The sequence below is a fragment of the Micromonospora sp. GCM10011541 genome (genome assembly GCF_042650725.1).
In the GTDB taxonomy this organism is placed as follows: Bacteria; Actinomycetota; Actinomycetes; order Mycobacteriales; family Micromonosporaceae; genus Micromonospora; species Micromonospora sicca.
Genome location: NZ_JBHSBP010000059.1, coordinates 1 through 10,773 on the forward strand (window position 1 = coordinate 1; position 10,773 = coordinate 10,773).

Here is a 10,773-nt window from a genome sequence, read left to right on the forward strand (position 1 = left end):
TCCAAAAGATCAACCAACCGCCTCAACAACCTTGATCAACAGTTAGCGAAAGACCGAGGCTAGTCGCTGGTATCGGGGTGGGTGAAGCGGTGCGGGTTGGTGGCGGGGTTGTCGGGGCCGTGGTCGCTGGGCAGCTCGTGCAGCCAACGGCGCAGGCCCGGGTCGGTGGTGAGGGTCCAGGCCGGGCCGGCGGGGTGCTCGTCGTGGATGCCGGTGGCCACCGGCATGGCGGTGGGCACGCCGGCCAGGGCGCGTAGGAGGTTCGCCTCCCGGCGGCGGCCGCGTACCCGTAGCAGGACGGGGTAGCGGGGGCCGAACTCGGCGAGGCGTTCGTAGGCGCGCAGCTTGCGTAGCACCCGGCTGAGGTTCTCGGTGTTGTTGTCGTGTTCGAGGAAGAACCCGACGCTGCGGTGGCCGACGGACCAGACGCCGTGGGCGTCGGGGCGGATGTCTGCGGCGGCGTAGGCGGCGGTGGCGTGCTGCTCGGACCACCACCGCGTCAGCTGCGCGTTCGGGTCGGTGCGGGTGTAGGCGTGCAGGTCGACGAAGAGCTGGTTGACGCCGAGCAGGTGACGCAGCTTGTGGCTGCCGACGATGCGTTCGGTGCGCTCGATGCTGCTGCGCGGCGGGCGCGCCGACGGTCGGTCCGGGTCGGTGTAGGCGGTCGGATGCACCACGGCGCCGAGCGGGCCGAGGGCGTAGAGGTACTGACTGGTGCCGGTGGTGATGTCCACGAATCGGGTGACGGCGCCGATGGAGTGCAGCGCCGCGAGGCGCAGCAGGGCTGCCCGTCGGGACGGGAACAGCGCCTGGGCGATCTGGTCGGTGGACAGCAGGTAGTGCTCGGCGAGCCAGCCGAGCAGCTGCCGGTCGCGCAGGGTCAGGCGACGCAGGAGTTGCAGCCGGTCGTGGCGGGCCGGGCGGCGCGAGGACGTGGAGCGGTCGGGCGAGGAAGGCTCGGAGGAGTGGGGGTGAGGAGGGTCGGGTGACTGCGGGTCGGAGTGTTCGGCGGACATGCGGGTTCCCTTCAGGCAGGAGGAGGGTCCCCTCTATGGGAGGGGTGTCTGGGATTGGTGGACCCTGCGGCTGTGGCTGGTCACGGGGGGTGTGCAGCACTGACAGGCCCACCCGAGCTGGTCTGTCAGCGGCACGGAGTTGACGGGGGTGAAGGGGTGGTGATGCGCTGACCGAAGGGGCATCGCGGCCTCGAACTGGCTGCCTTGACAGACACCGAAGCGCTGATCCGCAGGGCATTTGGCCCGGTCAGGCGAGGCGTCTGCCGCCCTTGGCCCTTCCCCCTTTGTCGTCGCGGGGCTGGGACAACCGGTCGACGAGTGCGTCGATGGCGCTGGTGTTCTGCGCCTCGACGGTCCGTGCGACGGTTTCTCGGATCGCGGTGGACTCGCCCACGATCGGCTGCGGCGCACGGGTGCGCAGCGTGAACGCCGGGGTCTGCCGGCCGTCGACGACCAGGCGGGTCGCGGCGGTGTAGGCGTCGAGGTGCGTCAGGTCGTGCTCGTCGAGCTCGGGCAGCGTGTGTCTCGCGAGGACGCGGGCGTCCTCGGGTGCGCACGAAAAGTAGATTTTGTTGCGGGCGTTCGCTGATGCCGCGGCGAGGAGGTCCTTGGGGAACTGGGCGAGGTCCTGGTGGGACAGGACGAGGGACAGCCGGTATTTGCGGGCTTCGGCGAGCATCGTGTCGAGGCTGTTGGCCAGGGTGAGGAAGTTTTGTGCCTCGTCGATGATCAGCGTGGCGTCGCGGCGCTTGTCGGGGGCGGTCTTCGCGCGGGCGGTGGCAGCTTGCCATACCTGCGCCAGGATCAGGGAGCCGAGGAGCTTGCTGGTGTCCTCGCCGAGCTGGCCCTTCGGGATCCGGACGAGCAGGGCGCCGCCGTCGAGGACCTTGCCCATGTCGAAGCTGGATTTCGGGTAGCGCATGGTGCGTTTGACGAAGTCGCGCAGCAGGAACGCCCGGAGGCGGGCGAGGACGGGGCCGATGACCTGGGAGCGCAGGGCGGGGTTGAGCTGGTCGTACCACTGCCAGAAGCCGGACAGTCCGGCCGGGTCGTCGAGGTCGACGGTCATCGCCGAGCGGAACTGCGCGCTGTTGAGCAGGGGTGGGATGTGCTGCAGGGTGACGTTGGCGTGCCGCAGCAGGGTCAGGCAGGCGACGCGCATGACGTCGTCCATGCGTGGTCCCCAGGCCTTGGCGAAGATGTTCCCGAAGATCGACACGAGGTTGTCGACGACCAGGTCGGGGTCGTCGCCGGAGAGCGGGTTGATCGTGGGCGGGTTGGGCTGATCGGGGTCGAACAGCACCACCCGGTCGGCGATGGAGGCGGGGAGCCGGTCGAGGATGTCCAGGACCATGTCGCCGTGGGGGTCGATGACGACGGTGCCGCGGCCGGCTTTGATGTCGTCGACGGCCATGTTGACCAGCAGCGTGGTCTTCCCCGAGCCGGTGGATCCGACGACGTGCAGGTGGTACCGGGCGTCCGGGACGGCCAGGGCGACGCCGTGCCCGCCGACCTGCGCGTCGCCGAGGACCTTCGTGCCGCGCCCGCCCGTGGGCACGGTGACGGGGGCGGGCATGGACTTCGCCCGCGCGCGGTCCAGGCCCGGTACGGCCAAATCGCGGGGCAGGGCGGCGAGGGCGGCGAGTTCGGCGGTGGAGGTGAGGAACCCAGCGCCGAGGCGCCGAAACGCGAGGACCGCGGCGGGGTGGGGCATGCGGGTGCGGTGGGTGAGGCGGTTGCGGCCGGAGTAGACCGCGAAGGATGACGCGACCGTGTCGGCGATGCCGCGCAGCCGGGGCCGTTGGTCGCTGTTGGCGCGGTGGTTGTCCTTGCCGATGGCGTAGCGCACGGCGGTCTCCCACAGCGGGTGGGCGGTCTTGTCGAGAATGGCCCGCACGTCGCGTTCCACCGCTGGATTCCTCCGGCCGGCGGCAGGGCCGGGCCGGGTGCGGGCGGAGGATCCCGTCTGGAAGACCTCGATGAGCCAGAGCAGGGGTGCCGCCGGGTTGAGAGTGGGAATGGCGGTCTTGCCGTCGCGCAGCCGCGCGGCGGCCCGCTGAGCGCGCAACGCCCGGCGCGGCGAGGCGGGACGGGCGAGGACCTGCACGCAGGCGTGTTCGCCGGCTCGCAGCTGGGAGCCGGCGGACATCAGGGCCCGCAGCGGGTCGTTGTCGTGGTCGGTGTGGAGTGGGAGCCATTCGGCGGCGGTGGGCAGCAGGTGTCCGCCCACCGCCGCCGGCACGTCGATGGGCATCGGCGGTGGGGGTGTGTCGTCGGTGGTGCAGGCGGCGCCCGGCCAGGCGGCGCGTATGGCGGCTTCGACGGCGCCGGGTGGGACGGTGCCGGGCACCCACACGGAGATGAGCAGCCGTCGCCCGGTCCAGGTGTACTGCCACACCACATGCGGGCTGCCGTAAAGCCGGCGGCGACGGCGGGATGCGGTGAGGGTGCCGGTGAGGTTCGCCCACAGTGCCTGGGCGCTGTGCGGGTCGACCTCCGGTGGCGGGGCGATCGTGACGAGGCGGGCACCGTCGGCGTGCCGGCGGTGCCGCCACAGGGCGAGCAGGTTGCGCCCGGCGACGAAGACCACCAGGGCAGCGGCGGCCATGGCCAGCAGCCACGGCCGCTGCCCAGCCCACGCGGCGGCGTCGAGGAACCAACGGCCGGGCCCGGTCGGGGGTACGACAAAGCCAGCGCCCGGCCCGGACGGGCCAGGCGTCGGCGTCGGTAGGAGGGTGATGCTGGCGGTGGGAGGTGGGGTCACAGGTCGTCTCCCTCGTCATCGAGGTCGACGAGGTCGGTCGGGCGTGTGGTGCACAGCTGGTGCTCGGTGTCGGAGGCGATGGCCTCGAAGCTGCTCCGGTTGGTGCCAGCAATCAGCAGGCCGGTGCCGACGCGGGCCGCGAGCAGGAGGCGTCGTTCGCCGGCGGTGAGGCCGAACGCGTCGCCGATGGCGTCGATGGCCTGCGGAGCCTGCTTGAGGAGCACCTGGGTGGCGGCGTTCGCGACGACGGCCTGGCCGAGGTCGGTGCTGAGGACGTCGGCGACGTCCTGGGTGATGACGGCCAGGCCGGCGTGGCGTTTGCGGGCGGCCTTGGACATGCGGAACAGGAACCGGGCGCCTTCGCCGTCGCGCATGAGCAGCCACGCCTCGTCCACCACCACCAGCCGGCGAGCCGCCGGCCGGCGGGGGGCGTCGACCTGCCGCCAGATCGCGTCGAGGGCGAGGAGGGTGCCGACGGTGCGCAGCTCGTCGGGCAGGTGCCGCAGGGACCACACCACGAGGTGCCCGTCGGGGCGGGTGGTGCTCGGTCCGTCGAAAAGGTCCGAGAACGATCCCTGCACCCACGGTGCGAGGCGGGCGGCGAGCTGGCCGGCGGCGGGGTCGTCATCGGCGTGTAGGCGGTTGGCGAGGTCGCGCAGGAGCGGGGCGGGGCGGTGGTGGGTGGCGGGGTCGGCGGTGATGCCCGCGGTCCGGTAGACGGCGAGGATCGCCCGGTCCAGGGCGGCCCGCTCGGCTGGGGGCGGCTGGTGGCCGAGCAGCACCGCGATGAGGGTGTGTAGGAACAGGCCGCGGCGGGTGAGCACGTCGGGGCGGGTGTCCCCGGCGGGCAGGTCGAACGGGTTGATTTTCACCCCGGCCACACCGAGGCGGACCACGGTTCCGCCGACGGCGTCGGCGAGGCGCGGGTACTCGTCTTCGGGGTCGATGACGGCGACCTGCACCTGCTGGTAGAGGTTGCGCAGGATCTCCAGCTTCACGAAGTAGCTCTTGCCGGCGCCGGAGCGGGCTAGGACGACCGAGTTGTGGTTCTCCTGCGTCCAGCGGTCCCACCAGACGATGCCGCCGGAGTCGGGGTTGACGCCGTAGAGGATGCCGCCTTCGGCGGGCGGGTCGCCGGGCAGCGGCGCGGGCAGGTCCGCCGACGCGAGGGGAAACGCGGCTGCCAAGGCCTGGGTGTCCATGGTGCGGCGCATCTGCAGCGAGTCCGTGGCCAGGGGCAGGGTGGTGGTCCAGCCAGCGAGGTGCCGCCAGGTGGCCGGCTGCACCTCGATCAGCGTCGACGCGGCGGCGGCTTTCACCTGCGCGCACGCGTCGCGGAGTTCGTCTTCGGTGCGGGCGTGCACCGTCAGGTACAGGCCGACGCGGAACAGCTTCGCCACGCCGCGCGCGAGGCGTTGGGCGAGGTCGGCGGCGTCGTCCGCGGCGGCTTCCACGTGGGGGTCGGACAGCTTGCCGGCCTCGGCGTCGGCGCGCCGCGACGACTCGAAGCGGGCGCGCTGGTTGCGTAACCGGGACGCGGCGAGCGGGGCGGGCAGCGGGTCGATGTGCAGCGCCAGGTCGAGGCGGCCCGGCCAGGACAGCAGCGGCTCCAGCCAGGCGGGGCCGACCTCGGCGGGATAGCCGGTGACGACGAGGGTCGCGGCGTAGCCGTCGCCGACGCGCAGCATCCGCGGGGTCACCTCAACCGAGGCGGGAGCGACGGTGGCCGCCAGCGTGCAGGGCTGGCGGCCACCGCTGGTGGGCGTGCGGGAACCTGTGCGCGTTCTCATCGGGGGTGCTTCTTTCTCTCGGTGTGCATGCCTGGGCCGGTGATGACGGCGCCGGGGGCGGCGAGGCCACCGGGTCGGGGTGAGCGGTAGGGGTCGGCGGCAGCGGCGATCGCCGCCGTGACGGCCGCCCCGTCGAGGGCGCGGGTGGTGACGCCGAGGCCGGACAGGGCGCGGACGGTGTCGTCGGCGCGCCGGCGAGCGGCGTTGCTTCGCTCGCCGGCGCTGGTGCGGGTGACGATGAGGACCTGCCGGCGCAACGGGTCCCTGCGGGTGGCGAGGTCGTCGAGGAAGCGGGCGTGGTCACTCGCGGCGTCGGCCAGGGCCGGATGTGCCAGGGCGTCGGCCGCGGTGGCGAGGGTGCGGGCGGCCGAGTGCAGGTCCACCGGCTGCGCCGACACGACGATCTGCGTCGGCGTGGACAGGCTGTTGAGCCAGCAGCCGAACGTGTCGACCAGGGCGGCCTGCTCGTCGGGAGTGCGCAGGGCGAGGTTGACGTTGGTGGCGGCGACCATCGCCGCCCGGACCCCGCCGAGGCGGATCTCCCCGCCGTCGGAGATGGCGTCGGCGGGCAGCTTCAGCGGCGCCGGCAGCATCACCGTCGTCTTCGGCGCCTGCACCCAGTCGGGGGTCTTCGACGTCGTGTCGGTGGTCGACAGCGCCCGAGGCATCCGGGAGTGGCGCACGGCGGCGAGGAGCCACACGTCCAGGGACAGCCCGTCGCGGCGGCCGACCGCGACACCGAAGACCAGCCCGCTGGCGACAACGGCGGCGCCGACGAGCACCGGCACCGGCACGACCGTGTGCAGGCCCTGCCAGGCGCCGTAGAAGGCGAGGGCCGCGACGGCGAGGATCGCGAGCTGCCGGAATGTCAGCCCGTAGGCGACCTTGTCGGGGGCGTCGACGTCGGCGGGCATCCGCGCCCGGCCGATGTCCGTGTGGCCGTTCATCGGCCCACCGCCCGAAGGCCCCGGCCGAGGCCGGGAATCGAGCGGGTGACCTGTTGCACCAGGATCACCCGTACCGCGGCGCCGATCATGTTCGTGCCGCGGCCGCCGCCGGAGGCGGAGACGAAGCGGCTCATCAGGGCGGGCACCCGCAGGGTGGTCCAGAGCATGACCATGACGACGAACAGGTTGATCACCCCGCCCGGGTCGACCGGCAGGCCGAGCACGGGCAGCAGGTGGTCGGGGTCGGTGAGCATCCACTGCCCGGCATACAGGGTGAAGCCCTGCACCGCCGGCACCGCCAAAGTGCCGGCGTAGGAGCGCCACCACAGGCGGGCGACCGGGTCGGTCTGCGGCAGTGCGTGACACGCCAAGGCCAAGGGGGCGAAAGCGGTCAGGACGAGCACGACGGCGAAGCGGACGATCACGCTGAACGCCGTACCGGCGAGCAGCACGGCGATGATCGCCACGCATGTCACGAACAGCAGCACCGCGGTCTTGTCCTGCCCCGCGTTGATGTGGGTCTTGATCGCCCGCAGCGCGCCGTCGCTGTCGCCGTCGCCGGTGGTGAGCGCGGCGGTGAGGGCGTTGGCGAGGTCGATGAGCATGGCACACCACAGCTGGGAGAAGTGCGCGGCGACGAACCCCACGATCAGGCGGGGGAGAAAGTCCTTGATCGTGTAACGGGAGCGTTCGTCGCCGCCGGCGGTCATGGTGAGCACCCCGGCGGCGACGAACGCCAGGACGAAGACGGTGTCCACGACGAGCACCGAACGGCCGGTCAGGGCCTGCACCTGCGGCAGGGCGGTGACGTTCGGGGTGATCAGCAGCGCGCTGCTGATCACCCCGAACAGCGCGTCCAAGGTCGCCAGGATCGCCGCCGCCAGCCAGTCGAGGATTTGGTTGAGCACGAAGCCCATCACGGTGCACCGACGATGCCCTGGACGATCTGCAGCAGGATCGGCGCGAGGATGGCCAGGCCGTAGCCGACCAGGGCGTTCTTCAGCGCGCTCTTGGCCTTGTCGACCTGCGCCGGGTCGCCCCCGGCCGTGGCCCAGTAGACGCCGGCCAGAACGAGGAACAGGGTGGCCACGGCGGCGAGGATGCCGATCAGCCAGGTCTGCAGGTTGAAGATGACGACCGGCAGGGAGTTCGCCGCCAGCACGGGCATGCCGGTGTCGGCGTGCGCGGCAGCGGGCACGGACAGGAACAGCAGCACCTCGCCGGTGACGGCGGCGACGCGGACGACCGGGCGGGCGGTGCGGGAGCGGGTGAGGGCACGAAGACGTGCCGGGATGCGGGACATGGGTTTTTCACCTCCGGCCCCACCCATGCCAGGCGTGGGGCGTCAAAACACGGCGGTCAAGGGGGCCGCCGCCGGACGCGAAAGGCAGGGGGCGTCGTCGAGCCGCGACAGGCCCTCGGGAGGAGCACGTCCTCCCTGTCGGGTGTGGCGGTATCGGTGAGGTGTCAGCGCACCAAGACGGCGCGGCACCCGAGGCGCCCGGCTCACGGTCGGCCCCAACCTCGGGGCCCGGCGGCGGGCGGAACCCCCGCAGCGCCTCGTGCGGCGCCGCGGGAAAAGTTCCGCACCCTCAAACCGGCGTTTGCCAGCTCTGGCGGACACCCCCGGACCTGACACGGGTCTGGCAGCGCAGCTGCACGTCTGGCAGCCCAGCTCAGACGGCACCGCCGGGGCGCTCGCGTGGCGCTGCTGACAGCGCGGACCGCCCGCTGTCAGTTCGGACAAGCCGCTGGTGGTGTCCCGTGCCAGACCTCGGCAAGGTCTTCAGGCTTTGACAGCCCTTGACATCTAGGGCACGGAAACCCGGGGCCGACGGCTCGGCGGGCATGCGCCGGGTCGCACCGGGCACAGCGCCGCAACCGCGAGCGGCTGGGCCGTGCCGTGCCCCGACATGCCCCGGCCCACAGCTGAGCCCAGGCGCGCGCGGGCTACCCCGGTGCTGCCCCAACAGCGTGCCGCAGCGCTCGCCAGAATTGCGGCAATTGGGGGGCGCGACAGCAGCGGCGGGGCCCGACCGTCATGGTCGGACCCCGCCTCAGGAATGCGGTGCAGGTCAGGCAGCGGCGGCTGCCGGGGGCGCCGTCCGCCCGGGCCGGGTGGTGACGCGGCCGGTGCGGGTCCGCGTGCGGTGCACGGACTGGTTCTGCAGGTACGCGCGGGCCTTCGGGGACACGACGCTGGTGAGTAGTCCCTTGGCCAGGGCGTCGGCGAGGCGTTCGTCGATGCCGTTCATCCGCTTGCGCAGGGCGTCAACGGTGATGCCCAGACGCGCGGCGATGGGTTCGATCGACCGGTGCCCGAGCCGCAGGTCGATGTAGGGGTCAAGGTCGGTGTGCTCGATCAGGCCGAGGCGGGCGGCGCGCCGAACGAGCAGGTCGGGATGGCCGTAGGGGACGTGCGGGGTGCGGGGGCCGGTGACGTGCTCGACGTCCTCTACCGGCACCGCGGTCCCGGCGCGCTTGAGCATCTCGTGTCCGGCCCGCCAGGCGGCCATGCACAGCGCCGCGTGCGGCGCGGGTTTGGCCAGGTCGACGCGGTCGCGCAGGGCGGTGAGGAAACCGGTGAGGATCTCTGCGTCGAGGTCGGCGGCGTCACCGGACCAACCGACACGCAGTCGCCCGGCGTTCCGGCGCAGCGCGGGCATCGCCATCGCCACCGCCGCGATGACCCAGGACGGTCCGTCGAGGCGAGCGCGGCGGACCAAATCCCGCCACACCGCGTCACGCGCCGCGTAGGCACGGGGATGGCGCAGCAGCCAATCGCGCAGCGCCGGAAGTGGCACGACACCGTCCGGCAAGCCGGTGTCAGGTCCGAGAGTGTCCAGGTCGAGTGTCATCGTGCCGGGGCCGCATGTCAGCGCCGCGAAAGCGGCGTCGACGGCGTCCAGCGGCGAGTCGGGCCAGTCCGGGTCGGACACGGTCATGTCCACACACTCCAAGGCAGAAGAAGATCGTCGACGACACGCCGAGGCGGTGCCACCCCGGCGCGCAAGACACCGATTGCGCCACGGCGACCTCACAGACCTCTGACAGCCCAGGCCAACGCCCCGATGACACCGTGTCCGCCCACCAGCGCGCCGGCCTGACGGACAACGGCGGCCGTCGGCGCCGACTCTGACAGCGGTCCAACAGACCGGTCCTGACCTGCGCGTTGACGCCGCCAGCCCGGTGGTGACACCAGCCGCGCCGGCGGGATCTGACAGCCGGGCCGCGCCGTCAGAGGGATCTGACAGCGCTCTGACGACCCCGCCGCGACGCCAGGGTGGTGTCTGACAGCGTGCCGCTGTCAGACACTGCCGACCTGACGGCGGCACGGTGTCTGTCACGGCGGCGGCGGACGACGATCTGGCAGCGGCACCGCCGGATGACACGACACTGCGCGCTGTCATCGACGACACCGGACGACCGCCAGACCCGACACGCGCGCCCTGTCACGACGCAGCGCGGATCTGACAGTGCCGGCCACGCACCCATGTCATCGACATGCGTCGTTGCCCTGCCAGGGGTGTCCGTCGCTTTCTGTCAGGGCAGCGGCGTCGACGGCCCCGGGTGCGCCGGTCTGACCGCACGGGGTTGGGCTGCTTCCAGAGCCGGCCCGGTGGTGCTGTCAGAGCGCTGTCAGACCGGGGGGTGTCCGCCAGCGCTGACAAACGCCGGTTTGAGGGTGTCAGCGCATCACGGCGCGGCGCGGAGCCCACATCCAGATGAGCGAGCACACGCCGCAGCACCACCCCGACCCCGCCCAGCCCGTCGACCCGCACGACGTCGACCCGACCCTGATCGACCTGGTCGCCGGCGACCCGCCGGTACCAGTCACCGTGTGGCGCACCGCCCGCGGCCCGGCCGACGCCGGCCGCACCATCAGCGCCCGACTGGCCTACCGGCTCGTCGCCGCCTACAGCCGCCCCGGCGACGCCGTCGTCGACCTCACCGACGACCACGCCCTGACCGCCGTCTGCGCGGCCGGCGCACGCCGGCACCACCCGGGCTGGTTCACCGACGCGTCCAGTCTGATCATCGGACCGGCCACCCCGCCGGCCCGCCCCGACCCCGCCACCCAGCCCGACGACAGCAGCGGCGACCTGCCGGACATGCGCACGTGGTTCGGCGACGACCTCACCGACCCCGACGTGCCCGCCGACGAGGCCAGCACCTACCCCGGTCGCGCGTCGCTGGCGGAGGCGACCAGCCTGGTCGTGGCCTGCTGGCCCCTCGACCCCGCCGACACCACCAAC

The 10,773-nt window shown here is 72.5% G+C and carries 7 protein-coding genes and 1 pseudogene; 1 reads left to right on the top strand and 7 read right to left on the bottom strand.

The features are described from left to right. Positions 1-59: 59 nt before the first annotated feature. The 7 genes from ACFOYX_RS26195 to ACFOYX_RS26225 all read right to left on the bottom strand — a co-directional run bounded on the left by ACFOYX_RS26195 (position 60) and on the right by ACFOYX_RS26225 (position 9,462). Complete coding sequence (locus tag ACFOYX_RS26195; RefSeq protein WP_322444000.1) at positions 60-1,016, bottom strand: replication-relaxation family protein; 957 nt, start codon at positions 1,014-1,016, stop codon at positions 60-62. Positions 1,017-1,263: 247 nt separating this feature from the next. After that, the gene (locus tag ACFOYX_RS26200; protein WP_377534488.1) at positions 1,264-3,624 is read right to left on the bottom strand and encodes a type IV secretory system conjugative DNA transfer family protein; all 2,361 of its coding nucleotides are present in this window, start codon (positions 3,622-3,624) and stop codon (positions 1,264-1,266) included. Between the two features lie 152 nt (positions 3,625-3,776). Then, positions 3,777-5,570 (bottom strand): helicase HerA domain-containing protein, encoded by a 1,794-nt coding sequence (locus ACFOYX_RS26205; RefSeq protein WP_322444002.1) that lies wholly within the window; start codon positions 5,568-5,570, stop codon positions 3,777-3,779. Next, positions 5,567-6,517 carry a PrgI family protein gene (locus ACFOYX_RS26210; RefSeq protein ID WP_322444003.1) on the bottom strand — a complete coding sequence of 317 codons (951 nt, stop codon included), beginning with the start codon at positions 6,515-6,517 and terminating at the stop codon, positions 5,567-5,569. Before ACFOYX_RS26210 ends, ACFOYX_RS26205 begins: the two co-directional genes overlap by 4 nt. Next, complete coding sequence (locus ACFOYX_RS26215; protein WP_322444004.1) at positions 6,514-7,434, bottom strand: conjugal transfer protein TrbL family protein; 921 nt, start codon at positions 7,432-7,434, stop codon at positions 6,514-6,516. Before ACFOYX_RS26215 ends, ACFOYX_RS26210 begins: the two co-directional genes overlap by 4 nt. Beyond that, the gene (locus ACFOYX_RS26220; RefSeq protein ID WP_322444005.1) at positions 7,434-7,820 is read right to left on the bottom strand and encodes a pilin; all 387 of its coding nucleotides are present in this window, start codon (positions 7,818-7,820) and stop codon (positions 7,434-7,436) included. The genes ACFOYX_RS26215 and ACFOYX_RS26220 overlap by 1 nt, the downstream gene beginning before the upstream one ends. Before the next feature lie 772 nt (positions 7,821-8,592). Next, on the bottom strand, positions 8,593-9,462 hold the full coding sequence (locus ACFOYX_RS26225) for a hypothetical protein (RefSeq protein ID WP_322444006.1): 870 nt from the start codon (positions 9,460-9,462) through the stop codon (positions 8,593-8,595). Between the two features lie 780 nt (positions 9,463-10,242). Here ACFOYX_RS26225 and ACFOYX_RS26230 point away from each other — a divergent pair. Beyond that, positions 10,243-10,773: pseudogene (locus ACFOYX_RS26230) on the top strand (hypothetical protein); the annotation flags it as partial.

Coding starts and splice junctions, on each gene's coding strand:
- ACFOYX_RS26195 (WP_322444000.1), bottom strand. CDS start 1,016: ATGTCCGCCGAACACTCCGACCCGCAGTCACCCGACCCTCCTCACCCC.
- ACFOYX_RS26200 (WP_377534488.1), bottom strand. CDS start 3,624: ATGGCCGCCGCTGCCCTGGTGGTCTTCGTCGCCGGGCGCAACCTGCTC.
- ACFOYX_RS26205 (WP_322444002.1), bottom strand. CDS start 5,570: ATGAGAACGCGCACAGGTTCCCGCACGCCCACCAGCGGTGGCCGCCAG.
- ACFOYX_RS26210 (WP_322444003.1), bottom strand. CDS start 6,517: ATGAACGGCCACACGGACATCGGCCGGGCGCGGATGCCCGCCGACGTC.
- ACFOYX_RS26215 (WP_322444004.1), bottom strand. CDS start 7,434: ATGGGCTTCGTGCTCAACCAAATCCTCGACTGGCTGGCGGCGGCGATC.
- ACFOYX_RS26220 (WP_322444005.1), bottom strand. CDS start 7,820: ATGTCCCGCATCCCGGCACGTCTTCGTGCCCTCACCCGCTCCCGCACC.
- ACFOYX_RS26225 (WP_322444006.1), bottom strand. CDS start 9,462: ATGACCGTGTCCGACCCGGACTGGCCCGACTCGCCGCTGGACGCCGTC.